At 71.6% G+C, this 14,567-nt stretch carries 17 protein-coding genes and 1 pseudogene; 12 read left to right on the top strand and 6 right to left on the bottom strand.

The features are described from left to right. The 10 genes from E1281_RS27665 to E1281_RS27625 form a co-directional block, all read left to right on the top strand. Positions 1 to 665, top strand: a 665-nt coding sequence (locus E1281_RS27665; RefSeq protein ID WP_165959136.1) for an FAD-dependent oxidoreductase, incomplete at its 5' end; no start/stop codon positions are given. Positions 666 to 723: 58 nt separating this feature from the next. Then, positions 724 to 867, top strand: a complete 144-nt coding sequence (locus E1281_RS40525; protein WP_165959135.1) for a hypothetical protein — start codon at positions 724 to 726, stop codon at positions 865 to 867. Positions 868 to 1,076: 209 nt separating this feature from the next. Further along, complete coding sequence (locus E1281_RS27660; RefSeq protein ID WP_165959134.1) at positions 1,077 to 2,330, top strand: ABC transporter substrate-binding protein; 1,254 nt, start codon at positions 1,077 to 1,079, stop codon at positions 2,328 to 2,330. A gap of 76 nt (positions 2,331 to 2,406) precedes the next feature. Continuing rightward, complete coding sequence (locus tag E1281_RS27655) at positions 2,407 to 3,288, top strand: branched-chain amino acid ABC transporter permease (RefSeq protein ID WP_131882648.1); 882 nt, start codon at positions 2,407 to 2,409, stop codon at positions 3,286 to 3,288. 3 nt (positions 3,289 to 3,291) lie between these two features. Continuing rightward, complete coding sequence (locus E1281_RS27650; RefSeq protein ID WP_131882647.1) at positions 3,292 to 4,422, top strand: branched-chain amino acid ABC transporter permease; 1,131 nt, start codon at positions 3,292 to 3,294, stop codon at positions 4,420 to 4,422. Continuing rightward, positions 4,419 to 5,219: an ABC transporter ATP-binding protein gene (locus tag E1281_RS27645; protein ID WP_131882646.1), complete on the top strand. Its 801-nt coding sequence runs from the start codon at positions 4,419 to 4,421 to the stop codon at positions 5,217 to 5,219. Before E1281_RS27650 ends, E1281_RS27645 begins: the two co-directional genes overlap by 4 nt. Further along, positions 5,216 to 5,986, top strand: a complete 771-nt coding sequence (locus E1281_RS27640) for an ABC transporter ATP-binding protein (protein ID WP_131882645.1) — start codon at positions 5,216 to 5,218, stop codon at positions 5,984 to 5,986. Before E1281_RS27645 ends, E1281_RS27640 begins: the two co-directional genes overlap by 4 nt. After that, complete coding sequence (locus tag E1281_RS27635) at positions 5,983 to 6,561, top strand: NAD(P)H-dependent oxidoreductase (protein ID WP_165959133.1); 579 nt, start codon at positions 5,983 to 5,985, stop codon at positions 6,559 to 6,561. Before E1281_RS27640 ends, E1281_RS27635 begins: the two co-directional genes overlap by 4 nt. Beyond that, a complete protein-coding gene (locus E1281_RS27630; protein ID WP_131882643.1) occupies positions 6,558 to 7,667 on the top strand; it encodes an alpha/beta hydrolase in 1,110 nt (369 codons plus the stop codon). Before E1281_RS27635 ends, E1281_RS27630 begins: the two co-directional genes overlap by 4 nt. A gap of 81 nt (positions 7,668 to 7,748) precedes the next feature. Beyond that, positions 7,749 to 8,528, top strand: coding sequence for an IclR family transcriptional regulator (locus E1281_RS27625; RefSeq protein WP_165959132.1), 780 nt, complete (start codon positions 7,749 to 7,751; stop codon positions 8,526 to 8,528). Between the two features lie 89 nt (positions 8,529 to 8,617). Here E1281_RS27625 and E1281_RS27620 read toward each other — a convergent pair whose 3' ends face one another. From E1281_RS27620 to E1281_RS27610, 3 genes are all read right to left on the bottom strand, one after another. Further along, positions 8,618 to 8,995: a nuclear transport factor 2 family protein gene (locus E1281_RS27620; RefSeq protein ID WP_131882641.1), complete on the bottom strand. Its 378-nt coding sequence runs from the start codon at positions 8,993 to 8,995 to the stop codon at positions 8,618 to 8,620. After that, positions 8,992 to 9,558: a VOC family protein gene (locus E1281_RS27615; protein ID WP_131882640.1), complete on the bottom strand. Its 567-nt coding sequence runs from the start codon at positions 9,556 to 9,558 to the stop codon at positions 8,992 to 8,994. Before E1281_RS27615 ends, E1281_RS27620 begins: the two co-directional genes overlap by 4 nt. A 119-nt stretch (positions 9,559 to 9,677) precedes the next feature. Next, positions 9,678 to 10,403, bottom strand: coding sequence for a GntR family transcriptional regulator (locus E1281_RS27610; RefSeq protein ID WP_131882639.1), 726 nt, complete (start codon positions 10,401 to 10,403; stop codon positions 9,678 to 9,680). A gap of 164 nt (positions 10,404 to 10,567) precedes the next feature. On the opposite strand from E1281_RS27610, the gene E1281_RS27605 reads away from it, so the two are divergent. Both E1281_RS27605 and E1281_RS27600 read left to right on the top strand, forming a co-directional pair. Next, the gene (locus E1281_RS27605; protein WP_131882638.1) at positions 10,568 to 11,746 is read left to right on the top strand and encodes an enolase C-terminal domain-like protein; all 1,179 of its coding nucleotides are present in this window, start codon (positions 10,568 to 10,570) and stop codon (positions 11,744 to 11,746) included. Then, positions 11,743 to 12,660: a 2-dehydropantoate 2-reductase gene (locus E1281_RS27600; RefSeq protein ID WP_131882637.1), complete on the top strand. Its 918-nt coding sequence runs from the start codon at positions 11,743 to 11,745 to the stop codon at positions 12,658 to 12,660. The genes E1281_RS27605 and E1281_RS27600 overlap by 4 nt, the downstream gene beginning before the upstream one ends. Positions 12,661 to 12,682: 22 nt before the next feature. Here the strand turns inward: E1281_RS27600 and E1281_RS27595 are convergent, their stop codons facing one another. The 3 genes and pseudogenes from E1281_RS27595 to E1281_RS27585 form a co-directional block, all read right to left on the bottom strand. Continuing rightward, positions 12,683 to 13,045, bottom strand: a complete 363-nt coding sequence (locus tag E1281_RS27595) for a hypothetical protein (RefSeq protein ID WP_131882636.1) — start codon at positions 13,043 to 13,045, stop codon at positions 12,683 to 12,685. A gap of 77 nt (positions 13,046 to 13,122) precedes the next feature. Then, on the bottom strand, positions 13,123 to 14,316 hold the full coding sequence (locus tag E1281_RS27590; protein WP_131882635.1) for an ABC transporter permease: 1,194 nt from the start codon (positions 14,314 to 14,316) through the stop codon (positions 13,123 to 13,125). After that, positions 14,313 to 14,567 (bottom strand): annotated as a pseudogene (locus E1281_RS27585) (ABC transporter ATP-binding protein); the annotation flags it as partial. The gene E1281_RS27590 and the pseudogene E1281_RS27585, both read right to left, overlap by 4 nt.

The following is a 14,567-nucleotide window of genomic DNA, read 5'->3' as shown; positions in this document are numbered from 1 at the left end:
TCCCTCCCGCCCGGGTCGTCGGCCGGCGGCTGGGCGAACGGATCCTGGCCTGGCACGACGAGGCCGGTGTGAGCCTCAGGCTGGGCAGGGTCGTCCGGACACTGGAGCATCGCGCAGACGGGATCAGGGTCCGGCTCGACGACGGTGAGGAACTCCGCGCGGACCACGTGCTGGTGGGGATCGGCGCGGAGGTCGACGTCGGGTGGCTGGCCGGGTCGGGCCTGGACCTGGAGGGCGGCATCGCCTGCGACCGGCACGGCCGCGCCCTGGGCGCCGACCATGTCCTCGCCGCCGGCGACATCGCCCGCTGGGCCGCCGCGGACGGATCCGCCGGGCGGCGGGTCGAGCACTGGAACTCCGCCCTGGAGCAGGCCAGGTGCATCGCGGCGACCCTGCTGGACCCCGGGCATCCGCGGGCGCCGGGCGACGTGCCCATGGTGTGGAGCGACCAGCACGGCCGGACCATCCAGGTGCTCGGCACCGTGGACACCGGCGCCGAGCCGCGCGTGGTGGAGGACGGCGAGCGCCTCCTCGGCCTGTGGGACTCCGGCGGACGCGTGGTCGGCGCGGTCTCGCTGGGGTGGCCGCGCGGCGCCCTGGCCTCCCGCCGGGCCATCGCGAGCGGCGCGTCGGTGACCGAGCTCCTCGACGCCGTGGCGCCCTAGGAAGACCTCGCCCCCCGGCATCACCCGACCCGGCAGAACCCTTCGACAAGGAGTCGCGTTGTCCGATCACATCACCGACATCACCCAGCTCTACGCGCGCTACAGCCACTCCATCGACCCCCGGGACCTCGACCGGCTGGTCCGCACGAAGGCCGGATGGCGCTTCGCGGCGCGGCGGATCACGTTCACCTGGCGGGCCTGACGCGCCCCGACGCGGGCCCGGTGCGAGCTCCGGCGCGGACCTGACTCGGGGCCGTTCCGGGTGCCCGCGGGCCCGGCCTCCGGGAAACGCGCTGGCCACGGCTTCTCCAACTTGCAGAGCTTCTCTCTTCTAATTCTGTTTAGTCTGGTCTAATCTTTGTGAGCCGTGTCACCGAGACGCGGGTCCCGAGCAAGAAGGACACGAACCCCATGCTCAAGAAGCCTCTGACCGCAGTGGCGGTCGCCTCACTGCTGACACTGACCGCATGCGGCAACGGCTCGGGGTCCGGCGATGCCGAGACCGGCGCCGACGGCGTGGCCATGGGCCCCGGCGTCACCGACGACAAGATCAACGTGACCGTCATCAGCGACTTCTCCGGTCCCATCGCCCAGGGCGGCATCGCCGGCTCCCTCGGCGTCGAGGCCAAGATGGACCAGATCAACCGCGAGGGCGGGATCTGCGGCCGCAAGGTCGTGGTCGACAAGCGCGACACCAAGTACGACCCGCAGATCACGACCCAGCAGTACCGGGCCGCGGCGCCCAAGAACCTGATGGTGGCCCAGTTCGTGGGCACCGCCGGACTGAACGCCGTCCAGGCCAGCATCAAGCGGGACGACATGCCGACGCTCTCGGCGTCCATCAACACCCAGACCCTCGACCTGCCCAACGTCTACGTCGCCATGCCGCCCTTCGAGGTCGAGCTGATCAACGGCCTGACCTGGGCGGCCCAGAAGGCCGGCGCCTCGGCGAGCAAGACCGTGAACGTGGGGTTCGTGACGTCGGCCGACGAGACCGGCGAGGTCTACCTCGACGCCCTCGACCACGCGGCGAAGTCCATCGAGGGCGTGAAGGTCGTCGCCAAGCCGACCTACACCAATGCCGACACCGACTTCACGGCCCAGATCAACAGCCTCAAGGACGCCGGGGCCGAGATCGTCATGCTGGGCGTCACCCCCGCCCAGACCGCCGGCCTCATCGGCCAGTCGGCCCAGTTCGGCTACAAGCCGACGTTCGTGTCCTCCTCGGGCGCCTGGTCCTCCAGCCTCGCCAAGCCCCTGGACGGCCTGCTGGCCGACTACTACGTCTCCGGCGGCTACGGCACCCTGAACGACGACAACGCCGGCATCAAGGCGCTGACCAAGGCCCGCGAGGCCTACGCGCCCGACGCCAAGCCGGACAACTTCGAGGTCGGCGGCTGGATCAACGGAACCGTCGTCGTGGAGGCGCTGCGCAAGGCGTGCGAGGCCAAGGACCTCACCCGCGGCGGCGTCAAGAAGGCGATGACCGACCTCAAGGTCCCCTTCGACGACATCCTTCCTCCGATCGACCTCGGTGACGGCGACTCGATCGTGAGCTTCCAGTCCCGCATCAACAAGATCGGCAAGGACGGCGTCCAGGTTCCGGTCGCCGGCTTCTTCGAGTCCGAGGCCGCCAAGTCCTGGGACGAGTCCAGGGGCAAGTGACACCCCGGGGCGCGGGGGCTCGGCCGAGTTCCCGCGTCCCGGCCCCATTCCCACCTCCTCGACCCAGGATCTCCAGATGACCCTCTTCCTCCAGCTCGGCTTCCAGGGCGTCGCCCTGGGGCTGGTCTACGGGCTGATCGCGCTCGGGTTCGTGATCATGTTCAAGGGATCGCACACCTTCAACTTCGCGCACGGCGAGTTCGTGGCCATCGGCGCCTACCTCGTGCTGCTCCTCATGCCCCGGATGCCCTACCCGCTGGCCTTCGCCGGCGCCGTCGCGATCACCGTCGGCCTCGCGCTGGTGGTCGAGCGGATGCTGATCCGCGGCCTGATCGGGCGCTCGGTGACCGTCGTGGTGCTCGCCACCCTCGGCATCTCGACCATGCTGCACAACGCCGTCCTGATGGTGTGGGGCGTCGGCAGCCACGACTCGGTCGGACCGGTCGGCTCCGGCACCACCACGGTGGGCTCGGTCGTGCTGCCCGACAGCGCCCTGGCCACCGTGGTCGTGTCGGTCGTCATCCTGGCCGCCGTCGCCTTCTTCTTCCAGCGGACGCGCCACGGGCTGGCCCTGCGCGCGACCGCCAGCAGCCAGGAGGCGGCGCTGGCCCAGGGCATCGACGTGGGGCGCATGTTCGCGCTCTCCTGGGCCCTGGCGGCGTTCCTCGCGGTGACCGCGGCGATCTTCCTCGCCTCGTTCCCCCGCGTGGTCTCCCCCGGCATCGGCGACCTCGCCCTCATCGCGATCCCGGCGATCGTCATCGGAGGCATGGACTCCCTGATGGGAGCCGTGGTCGGCGGCCTCGTCGTCGGGCTCACCCAGGTCCTGGGCTCCAACTACCTCAGCGACATCGGCGGGGGCCGCCTGCACGACGTGCTGCCGTACGTCCTCATGCTGCTGGTCCTCCTCGTCCGGCCCTACGGACTGTTCGGCAGTCGAAGCATCGAAAGGGTCTGAGCCTTGCCGATCCCCATCAGCCCGCCGGCCCCCCACGACGCCGCGATCCCCCAGCCGCGACCGCAGGGCCTCCTGACCCGCGGACGGGTCGGCGTCTGCCTCTGGATCGCCGGAATGCTCGTGCTTCCGCTGGTCGTCCGCTCCGAACTCTGGCTCGGCATCGGCATCCTCACCCTGATCGCCGCCGTCGCCGCGCTCGGCATGCAGGTGATCACCGGGCTCGCCGGCCAGATCTCGCTGGGCCACGCCTTCTTCATGGCCATCGGCGCCTACAGCTCGGCCTGGCTCGGCGCCGACCAGGGCCTGCCCTGGTGGCTCTGGCTGCCGGCGGCCGGCCTCGCGGCGGCCGCCGCGGGCGCCCTGGTCGCGCCCATCGCCGTCCGCATCCGCGGCCTCTACCTGGCCGTCGCCACCCTCGCCCTGGTCTTCATCGGGCTCTACGTGTGGGAGACGTGGACGGACCTGAGCGGCGGCGTGAACGGGCGCCCGGCGGCGCCGGTCCTCTTCGGCGACCAGGACCTCAGCCTGGGCGTCATGTCCGGCGACCAGGTGATCCTCGACAGCTTCCAGGCCTGGTGGTACTTCGCGCTGGCGATCCTGCTGCTGGTCATGCTCCTCACCCACAACCTCAAGCACTCGCGGCTCGGCCGCGCCTTCATGGCCGTGCGGGACAAGGACGTGGCGGCCGCGGTCGTGGGCGTCCCGGTGACCCGGACCAAGACGACCGCCTTCGTCATCTCGTCCTTCTTCGCCGGCATCTCCGGGGCGCTGCTGGTGTCCTACATGGGCTACTTCACCCCCGGCCAGTGGCACCTGATGCTCTCGGTCGACTTCATCGCCATGATCGTGATCGGCGGCATGGGCACGGTCTCCGGCGCCCTGCTGGGGGCCCTGTTCGTGCGGGCGATACCCGAGGTCGTCAACCAGGCCTCGGACTTCCTGCCCTTCGTCCGCAAGGAGGCGAGCACCGACGGCGGCGTCACGGGACCGCTCCTGTCCGGCTTCCTCTACGGCCTGGTGATCGTGCTGATCCTGCTCTTCGAGCCCAACGGCATCCGGGCGCTCGTGCTCCGGGTCTGGCGGCGCCTGCGCGCACCGCTGGGCGGCTCACGCGAAAGGCGGAAGACCTCATGAGCGGCAACGCCCCGAAAGCCCCCGACGGTCCCCCCGCCCTGCGGACCACCGCCATCAGCGCGAGCTACGGCGCCGCCGAGAACGCCGTGACGGACCTGACCCTGCGGGTGTCCCAGGGGCAGGTCGTCAGCCTGCTCGGCCCCAACGGCGCGGGCAAGAGCACCTCGATGCGGGCGGTCTCGGGCCTGCTCGGGCTGCACCGCGGACGCCTCACCGGCGGCCGGGTGGAGATCTTCGGCCAGGACGTGACCGGGGCCCGCGCGTCCCGGCGCGTCCGCGCCGGGCTCGCGCAGTGCCTGGAGGGCAGGATGGTGTTCCCGGGGCTCACCGTCGCCGAGAACCTCGCCAGCGGGGGGCATGTGCGCCGCTACCGCGGTTCCGCGCTCGCCGAGGCGCGCGACGAGGTGCTGACCCTGCTGCCGCGCCTGCGCGACCTGCTGGACCGCAAGGCGGGCTACCTGTCCGGCGGCGAGCAGCAGATGCTGGCGATCGCGCGGGCCCTGATGTCGCGGCCGAAGCTGCTGCTCATGGACGAGCCCAGCCTCGGGCTCGCGCCCCGGATCGTCGAGCAGGTCCGCGACATCATCGTGTCCATCAACGAGCAGGGCACCTCGATCCTGCTCGTGGAGCAGAACGCGCGCATGGCCCTGTCGATCTCCGGCTACGCCTACCTGCTGGAGGGCGGGAGGGTCTCCGCGGAGGGCACCCCCGCGGAGCTGGAACAGGACAACGACATCGCGGCGGCCTACCTCGGCGTCGGCGCGCCGCCCGCCGCCTCCCGAGGAGACGACTCATGAGCCCCGCGCTGCTCGAGGTCGAGGACCTCACCCTGTCGTTCGCGGGAGTCCGCGCGCTGGACGGGGTCTCCTTCACCATCGACGAGGGCGAGTTCTTCGCCGTGATCGGGCCCAACGGCGCGGGCAAGTCCACGCTGTTCAACTGCGTCTCGGGGATCTACCGCCCGCAGGCGGGGAGCATCAGGTTCGACGGACGGGAGATCCTGGGGCGCGCCCCGCACCGGATCGCGCAGGCCGGGATCGCCCGCACGTTCCAGAACGTCGACGTCTTCCCGGCCATGACCGTGCAGGAGTGCCTGCTCCTGGCTCGGCACCAGCATCTCCGCTCCGGGCCGGTGGCCGGCATGGTCCGGTGGGGGCGCAGTGCCCGCGAGGAGCGCTCGGCACTGCGGAAGGTCACCGAGGTGGCCGACCGCCTCGGGCTCGGCGGCCTGCTGCAGCAGACGGTCGGCCCGCTGCCGCACGGCGTGCAGAAGCGGGTCGAGCTGGCGCGCTCGCTGTGCATGGAGCCGCGGCTGCTGCTGCTCGACGAGCCGGTGGCCGGAATGAACCACGAGGAGACCGCCGAGATGGCGGCGACCCTGAGCGAGGTGAACGCCGACCTCGGCATCACGATGCTCCTGGTCGAACACGACATGTCAGTGGTGATGGGCATCTCGACCCGGATCTGCGTGCTCGACTTCGGACGCCGCATCGCCCTCGACGCCCCGGCCAACGTCGTCCGCGACGAGGCCGTCATCGACGCCTACCTGGGAGGAGCACTGTGAGCGCGGCGGACATCACCGTCTACGGGATCGCCGGAAGCCTGCGCGAGCGTTCGTGGAACCGGCTGCTGCTGGAGTCCGCCGCGCGCCTGGCCCCGGACGGGGTCACGGTCGCCATCAGCGACCTGGTGGGACGGCTCCCGCTCTTCAACGAGGACCTGCTCGGCCGGGAGCCGGAGGCGGTCACGCGGATGCGCGCGGAGATCGCCGCCGCGGACGCCCTGATGATCGCCACTCCGGAGTACAACGGCGGGGTCCCGGGCGTGCTGAAGAACGCCTTCGACTGGATCTCCCTCCCCCTGGGCGCCTCGGTCCTCCAGGAGAAGCCGGTCGCGCTCATCGGCACCTCCCCCGGACGGCTGGGCACCGCCCGGGGCCAGTTCGAGCTGAGGAACATGTTCGTCTTCTCCCAGTCGCCGGTGATGGCCGGCCCCGAGGTCGTCATGCCCTTCGCCCCCGAGTGCTTCGACGAGGCCGGGCACCTGACGGACCCGGTGGCCACCGAGCGCATCGGTGTCCTGTTCGAGAAGCTCCGCGGCCACGTGGCCGCGGGCAGGATGGAAACGGCGGTCCGATGATCACGCGCACCTTCATCTCCCGTCCCTCGGCCGGCGCCCCGCGGGCGGGTGCCGGCGGGCACCCCTGCCAGGGCCTCTACCACGCGCCCGAGGGCGCCCGCCCGAAGGTGGGGATGATCGCCACCCACTACCAGATCGATTTCGCCGAGCACTACCTCGCCGACCTGATGGCCCGGCGGGGCATCGGCTTCCTGGGGTGGAACACCCGGTTCCGCGGCTACGAGTGGAACTTCCGGCTCGACCAGGCGCTGGTGGACATCGGCGTCGGCGTGCGCTGGCTCCGCGAGGAAGCCGGGGTCGACTCGGTCGTCCTGCTGGGCAACTCGGGGGGCGGCTCCCTGATGGCCGCCTACCAGGCGCAGGCCGTCGACCCGACCCTGCGGCCCCCGATCGACCACGAGCCCGTCCCGGGCGTGGACGAGCTGCCGCCCGCCGACGGCTACGTGTCCCTGGCGGCGCACCTGGGCCGCCCCGACGTCCTCACCGCCTGGATGGACGCCGCGGTGGTGGACGAGTTCGACCCCGTGGCCACCGACCCCTCCCTCGACCTGTTCAATCCGGAGAACGGCCCGCCGTACAGCGCCGAGTTCATCGAGCGCTACCGGCGGGCGCAGGTCGACCGCAACCACCGGATCACCGCCTGGGCGAAGGCGGAGCTGGCCCGGCTCACCGAGGCGGGCTACCACGACCGCCACTTCACCGTGCCCCGGACGTGGGCCGATCCGAGGATGGTCGACCCCGCCCTGGAGCCCACCGACCGGAAGCCCAACAGCTGCTACCGTGGGCTCGTCGAGGCCGCCAACCGGGGCGACCGCGGTATCGCCGGGGAGACGACGGTGCGCAACTGGCTCAACATGTGGAGCCTGAGCGAGTCGCCCTGCCGCGGCGAGGGCAACCTGACGAAGATCACGGTCCCCTCACTGGTCATCAACCCCACCGGGGACACCGGGGTCTTCCCCAGTGACGCCGACCGGATCGCCGGCGCCCTCGCCGCCGAGGACAAGACCCGCCGCGACCACGCCGGGGACCACTACTTCCTGACGCCCGACGGCGCCAGGGACACGGTCGCCGACACCATCGCCGGCTGGGTCGCCGCGCGCTTCTAGCGCGGGAGCGGGCGATGGCGGCGTTCGCCGAGCAGCGAGAGGGAAGAACCGATGGCAGCGTCCCCGGATAAGATCCGCTGGGTGGACAGCTCCTCCCCCGCCCAGCCTCGCAAGCCGCAGTACCCGATCGAGTCGGTCGACAACGCGCTGCGCATCCTGCTGCTCCTCGGGGAGCGCAAGAGCCTCCGCCTGACCGAGGTGAGCGAGTACCTCTCGGTCGCGTCCTCCACCGCGCACCGCGTGCTGGCGATGCTGCAGTACCGGGGGTTCGTCCGGCAGTCGAGCAGCTCACGGGCCTACGAGCCGGGCCCCGCGCTCACCGAGGTCGCCTTCTCGGTGCTGCGGCAGATCGACGTCCGCGAGCAGGTCCGGCCCATGCTGGAGGAGATCGCCGAGAACTACGGCGAGACCGTCCACCTCGCGCGCCTCGACGGGTCGCTGGTGTCGTTCGTCGACGCCGTGGAGAGCGACCGGGCCGTGCGGGTCGTGTCGCGGATGGGCAAGACCCTCCCGGCGCACGTCTCGGCCTCGGGGAAGGTGCTGCTGTCGCTGCTGCCGGACGAGGCCGTCGTCGCCCTCTATCCCCGGGAGGAGCTGGAGGCGCTCACCCCCCAGTCGCTGTGCACCCGGACCGCGCTCCTGGAGGAGCTGGACCGCATCCGCAAGCGGGGCTACGCCACCGGGCTGCAGGAGAGCGAGGACGGGGTCATCGCGGTGGCCGTGCCGCTCGGCACCCACGCCGGCGCCCGCTACGCGGTGAGCATCTCGGCGCCCAGCCACCGCAGGCAGGACTTCACCGAGGTCGCCGTCGCCGAGGACCTGCTGCGGTTCGCCGAACAGAGCCGGAGCATCTTCTCCTGAGCGGGCCCTGACGGACTCGGCCCGTGATGGTTCGGGGCGGTGTCCTGCCCGGACACCGCCCCGAACCGGCACCGGGCCGGATGCGGCGCTCAGGCCGCGATGACGACCTCGAGCTTGCTGCGATCGAAGTACTCCTCGATCCGCCGGATCCTGCCGTCCTCGACGTACACGCGCAGGATCGCCGGGATCGAAGCCGACGTGCCGTTGCGCTCGACCTCGATCACGTGCTGGCGCAGGAAGCCGTCCTCCAGCGCGACGTGGCGGGGCTGGGCGTAGCCGAACTTGTCGTAGCGGCTGGAGAGGCTCCCCAGGGCGGCGAGGTTCTCCTCCTTGGTCTGGTCGACGTCGTCGTAGTTGTGCCAGACGGTCACGTCGTCGTGGTAGAGCCGAGAGACCGCCTCGATGTCGCCCGACTCGACCAGCCGGAAGAACTTCTCGGCGTACTCCACCATCGCTTCCCCGCTCATGCGGAAACCCCCTCACCGGCCGGGACCCCCGCGGCGGTCATCGGCGCGAGATTGACGTCGTCCTCGTTCAGCTCGCGCGTCCAGGCGGCGAACTCCAGCAGCACGCCGTCCGGGTCGAAGAAGTACATCGAACGGACAAAGACGCCCTCGTGGTACTTCTCCGCCACGCCGCGCGGGCTGTCGTCGTGCTCGAGGACGGGACCGGTCCGGACCCCCTTGGCGTCCAGCTTGGCCTTGTACTCCTCGAACCTGTCCAGCGGGATCTTGAACGCGACGTGGTTCATCGAGCCGTGGGCCGTGGCGATGTCGCCGAGGCCCGGCAGCTCCGCGGCGGACGCGACGCCGGGGGCCCGCTCGGGCGCGTTCGGGAACCAGAAGAAGGCCAGGAACTGCTCGCCGCCCATGTCGAAGAAGAAGTGCTGGCCGCCGTTGGGCAGCCGGATCGTCTTGCTCAGCTTCATGCCGAGGACGTTGGTGTAGAAGTCGACGGTGCGCTCCATGTCCTCGCAGACCAGTGCGAGGTGACAGAGCCCCTGGAGTTCGAACTCGGAGTTGGTGCCCATCGTGTTCCTCTCGTGGGGGTGGCCCACCGGCACCGTAACAGAATGTGTTTCTGGCCACCAGACTTTTCCTCGAAAGGTATGGACTAATAAGCCAGGGCCGCCGCGGCCGCCCGGCGGCTTCAGCCGCGGTCGCGCTCCAGGTCGACGGCGTACTCGAACCGCTCGGCGGGGTGCATCGAGACCGTGATCTCGAAGGGCTGCCCGGCGCGGTCGAGGTAACGCCGCGTCATCTGCAGCACCGGCGAACCGGGGGCGGTGCGCAGCAGGTCGACCATGGCGTCCGGCACCGTCGCCGCCCGCATCCGCTGCTCGATGGTGTGCACGGTGCGGCCGGTCGCCAGCTCGACCATCTCGGAGATGAGCCGCTTGGGGTCCAGCACCTGGTCACCGACGGCCTCGGCGATCTCGGGTTCGAGGTAGACGTCGGTGCAGCACAGCGGCCATCCGTCGTCGGCGGGATCGATGCGCAGCATCCGGATCTTGGTCCAGCGCTGCCCGGGGCGGCAGCCCAGGACCCGGGCGTCGACCTCGTCGATGACCACGTCGGCGATCGACAGCACCTGGCGGTCCGTCTCCACGGAGTACTGCGTCAGGTCGTCCAGCGAATGCAGGGAGCGGGCGAAGACCGAGTGCGGCTTGAGGCGCTCGACGCGGGTGCCCCGCCGGGGCCGGCGGGAGACGAGGCCCAGCTCCTCCACGATGTCGAGCGCGGCCCGGATCGTGCCCCGGCTCACGGCGAACTCCGCCGCCAGGTCCACCTCGGGCGCGAACCTCCCACCGATGGGCCAGCGTCCCGACTGGATCTGCCGGACCAACTCCTCGGCGACTTCCTCGTAACGCCTCATCGTTCTCCCGCCCTCGGGCCCGCCGTCCGCGGGCCAAGGGACATTGTGGCCCGCAGAAGCCGGGCGGGGGCGCTCCGCCGCAGCCCCGGCCCCCACCGGGCCCCGATTCCGGGCACCTCATTAGACTAGACAATTCGATTAGTCTAGATCATACGCTAGGACCCATGCGCATCATCGACGTCCGCGAGGTCGCGGTCCCCCTCCACGGCGCCATCGCCAACTCCGTGGTGAACTTCGCCGAGCACACCGTCTCCCTGGTGGCCGTGCGGAGCGACGTACGCCGGAACGGGCGTCCGCTCACCGGTGTCGCCTTCAACTCGATCGGGCGCCATGCCCAGGGCGGCATCCTGCGCGACAGGATGATCCCGCGGCTGCTGGCCGCCGACCCCGAGTCCCTGCTCGACCCGTCGACCGGGCTGCTCTCCCCCGCCCGCGTGCTCGACCGCGCCATGCGGGACGAGAAGCCCGGCGGGCACGGCGACCGCGCCGCGGCGGCCGGCGCCGTCGAGCTCGCGGTGTGGGACCTGCTGGCAAAGCACCACGACGAGCCGGCCCATGCCACCATCGCCCGGGCCTTCGGCCGGCGGCCCGCGCCCACCGGTGTGCCGGTCTACGCCGCGGGCGGCTACTACCACCCCGGCGACTCCCTGGACCGGCTGCGCGACGAACTCGCCGGCTACGTGGACCAGGGCTACCCCGCCGTCAAGATCAAGATCGGCGGCCTGCCGCTCCCCGGCGACCTGGCCCGCGTCGAGGCGGCCGTCGAGGTGATCGGCGACGGGAGCGGGGTGGCGGTCGACGCCAACGCGCGCTTCGACCGGGACCAGGCCATGGCGTACGCCACGGCCCTCGCCGGTCTCGGCCTGCGCTGGTACGAGGAGGCGACCGACCCGCTCGACTACGCGCTGCACCGGGAACTGGCCGAGGCCTATCCGGGCGCGCTCGCCACCGGCGAGAACCTCTTCTCCCTCCAGGACGTGCGCAACCTGCTCGCCTTCGGCGGGGTGCGGCCCGACCGGGACGTCCTCCAGATGGACGCCGCGCTCAGCTACGGGCTGACCGAGTACGCGCGCATGATCGAGGCCATGGAGGCGCACGGCGTCAGCAGGTCCCAGGCGTTCCCGCACGGCGGCCACTTGATCAACCTGCACATCGTGGCCGGTCTGGGGCTGGGCGGCTGCGAGTCCTATCCCGGGGTGTTCGAGCCCTTCGGCGGCTACAGCCCGGACTGCCGCCTCTCCGGCGGCCTGATCCATCCCGGCCAGGCGCCCGGGTTCGGCCTGGAGGCCAAGCCCGGCCTCGGCGACGAGATCACCGCCCTCCTCAAGGAGATGGCCTCATGAAGATCTGCGTCGTCGGCTGCGGCGCCATGGGATCGGTGTACGCCGCGCGCCTGAGCCGCGCGGGCCACGAGGTGTCGGTGGTCGACGCGTGGCAGGCCCATGTAGAGGCGATCGCCCGCGACGGGCTGCACGTCACCGGGCCTGACGGGGAGTTCCGCGCCGCCGTGGCGGCTCACACCGGCGTGCCCGACGATCCCGTCGACCTCGTGGTACTCGCCGTCAAGGCCGCCGACGTACCGGGGGCCGCAGCGAGCCTGGCACCACTGCAGCGGCCGGGGACGACCGTCCTGACCATCCAGAACGGCCTCGGTTCGGCCGATGTCGTGGCCGACGCGGTCGGGGGTGAACGCCTGGCCATCGGCATCGCCAGCGGCTTCGGCGCCGGCCTGCGAGGACCGGGCCGTGTGCACCACAACGCGATGCGCGCCCTGAGGTTCGGCGCCCACAGTTCGCTGCCCCCCGGCCGGGTCGAAGAGGTCGCGGCGGCCTGGCGCACGGCCGGGTTCGACGCGGAGGCCGTGGACGACGTCATCGCGATGCAGTGGGAGAAGCTCATCTGCAACGTGGCCTACAGCGCTCCGTGCGCCCTGACCGGGCTGACCGTGGGCGAGATCCGTGACCACCCCGAGCTGGCCCTGACGAGCCAGGCCGCGGCGACCGAGGCGTGGGAGACCGCCCGGTGGCGGGGGGTGGCCGTCGACGTCGCGGACCCCGTGGAGCTGGTGCGCGAGTTCGCCGCCCGGATGCCGGGCGCCAAGCCCTCCGCCCTGCTGGACCACGAGGCCCGCCGGACCAGCGAGATCGATGTGATCAACGGTGCGGTTCCGCGGGAGGCGGCGAAGGCGGGCCGCACGGCGCCGGTGAACCAGACGCTGACCGCCCTCGCCCGCCAGCGCGAGGCCGCCTGGCGGTGAACTCCCTCGGGGACACGCGGCCCTAGAGGTCCGGCAGGGGGTCCTTGGGCAGGCTGCCGCGGTCGAAGACCTCGGCGTCGGCCGCGTTGACGACCGCGACGTACTCGTCGTCCACCTCGAACACCACGCCGGCGAACTCGAACGAGGCGCCCGTACCCGTCTCCAGCGGCCCGATCCGCGTGCCGCGTGGATAGCTGCCCCAGACGGTCTTCGGATTGCTGCGGCTCATCAGGCTGGTGGAGATCACCGTGACCTGGTCGTCGGTCACGACGAAGATGAACCCCGCGCCGCCGCCGTAGGAGGTCGCGGGGAAGATGTAGCGGATCGCCGCGTCGATTCCGAGGAACTCCCGGCAGCGTTCGCGCAGCGGGCGTGGCACCGGCATGGCGGTGGAGGCACCTCCCGGGCGGGACGTCGTCTGCCCTCACAATCATGCCCCGGTTCGGCAAAGCGTCGCCAGAGTCAGACGGCCGCGAGGGCCGTGGTCGGCGGCAGCCGCGCCGCGCGCATCGCCGGATACAGGCCCGCGGCCGTCCCGATCGCCAGGGTGGCGGCGAGTGCACCGCCGAGCGCCCACCCGGGCACGACCGGCGGCCAGCCCTTCCACAGCGCGAACCCGACCGTCACCGCCGCGCCGAGGACCACCCCGGCGGCACCGCCGAACGCCGACAGCAGCAGCGACTCGGCGAGGAACTGCGCCCGCACCTGCCCCCGCGTCGCCCCCAGCGACCGGCGCAGACCGATCTCGCGGCGCCGCTCCAGCACCGAGACGACCATGGTGTTGGCGACACCGACCCCGCCGACCAGCAGCGCGACGGCCCCGAGCCCGAGCAGCAGCCCGGTGAACGCTCCGTCCGCCGCGGCCTTGGCCTCCAGCGCGTCCGAGGGACGGCTGACCTCGACCTCCTCGGGGTGTTCGGGATCGATCGTCCGGGCGAGGACGTTCTGGACATCGTCGACCGAGGCGTCCGTCGACCGCTCGTAGATCGTCGTCGGATGCCCGTCGAACCCCAGGTACCCCTCCGCGGCGGCCCAGCCGACGAGGACCGACCGGTCGATCTCGGGCGCCAGGTCAGCGGGCCGCAGGACGCCGAGAACGGTGAACCACCGCCCCCCGATCCACACCTGCCCGCCCACCCGGTCCAGGCCGAGCCGCTCGGCCGCCTCCGAGCCGAGCACCACCGCCGGATAGCGGGCCGTTCCCGCGTTGAGCCACTCGCCCCTCGCCGTCTCCACCTCGAGCGTGCCCAGCAGCTCGATCGTGGCGGCCTGTACCGCGATCCCGTGCGTGATCTCTTCAGGGATCCTGTCGGTGCGTCGGACGGTCGTGTCCACCGCGCCGGTCGCCCCGACCGCCGTGACGGGCCTGATCCTCCGCACCATCTCCGGCGCCCCCTCGGGCAGTTCGGCCTTCTCGCCGAAGAGGGTGTCGCCGGGCTTCGCCGTCAGCAGGTTCGTGCCGAGCCGGTCGAGCCGCCGCAGCAGATCCTCCTTGCCGGACGACGAGATCCCGATGACCGCGACCATCGTCGCGATCCCGATCGCGATGCCCAGCGCGGACAACACCACCCTGGTAGGACGAGCCCGCAACCCACCGAGCCCGACCCGCAGCACATCGCTCGCGCTGAGCCGCGCGGGCGTCAGTGAAGCGCTCATCGGCTCCCGTCCCCCGCCCGCTCATCGGCCACGATCTGGCCGTCCCGCATCCTCACCCGGCGCGGCGCCCCGGCCGCGACCTCCAGATCGTGCGTGATGATCACGACGGTGGTCCCCGCGCGGTTCAGCTCGTCCAGCAGTTCCAGCACGCCGGTGCCCGCGGTGGAGTCGAGGTTGCCGGTCGGCTCGTCGGCCAGCAGCAGATCCGGCTCCCCCACCACGGCCCGTGCCACCGCGACCCGCTGCTGCTC

Source organism: Actinomadura sp. KC345 (genome assembly GCF_004348515.1).
In the GTDB taxonomy this organism is placed as follows: domain Bacteria; phylum Actinomycetota; class Actinomycetes; order Streptosporangiales; family Streptosporangiaceae; genus Spirillospora.
This window is presented reverse-complemented; position numbering and strand designations above follow the sequence as displayed.

Coding starts and splice junctions, on each gene's coding strand:
- E1281_RS27645 (WP_131882646.1), top strand. CDS start 4,419: ATGAGCGGCAACGCCCCGAAAGCCCCCGACGGTCCCCCCGCCCTGCGG.
- E1281_RS27600 (WP_131882637.1), top strand. CDS start 11,743: ATGAAGATCTGCGTCGTCGGCTGCGGCGCCATGGGATCGGTGTACGCC.
- E1281_RS27620 (WP_131882641.1), bottom strand. CDS start 8,995: ATGAGCGGGGAAGCGATGGTGGAGTACGCCGAGAAGTTCTTCCGGCTG.
- E1281_RS27655 (WP_131882648.1), top strand. CDS start 2,407: ATGACCCTCTTCCTCCAGCTCGGCTTCCAGGGCGTCGCCCTGGGGCTG.
- E1281_RS27595 (WP_131882636.1), bottom strand. CDS start 13,045: ATGCCGGTGCCACGCCCGCTGCGCGAACGCTGCCGGGAGTTCCTCGGA.
- E1281_RS27605 (WP_131882638.1), top strand. CDS start 10,568: ATGCGCATCATCGACGTCCGCGAGGTCGCGGTCCCCCTCCACGGCGCC.
- E1281_RS27590 (WP_131882635.1), bottom strand. CDS start 14,316: ATGAGCGCTTCACTGACGCCCGCGCGGCTCAGCGCGAGCGATGTGCTG.
- E1281_RS27640 (WP_131882645.1), top strand. CDS start 5,216: ATGAGCCCCGCGCTGCTCGAGGTCGAGGACCTCACCCTGTCGTTCGCG.
- E1281_RS27615 (WP_131882640.1), bottom strand. CDS start 9,558: ATGGGCACCAACTCCGAGTTCGAACTCCAGGGGCTCTGTCACCTCGCA.
- E1281_RS27610 (WP_131882639.1), bottom strand. CDS start 10,403: ATGAGGCGTTACGAGGAAGTCGCCGAGGAGTTGGTCCGGCAGATCCAG.
- E1281_RS27660 (WP_165959134.1), top strand. CDS start 1,077: ATGCTCAAGAAGCCTCTGACCGCAGTGGCGGTCGCCTCACTGCTGACA.
- E1281_RS27630 (WP_131882643.1), top strand. CDS start 6,558: ATGATCACGCGCACCTTCATCTCCCGTCCCTCGGCCGGCGCCCCGCGG.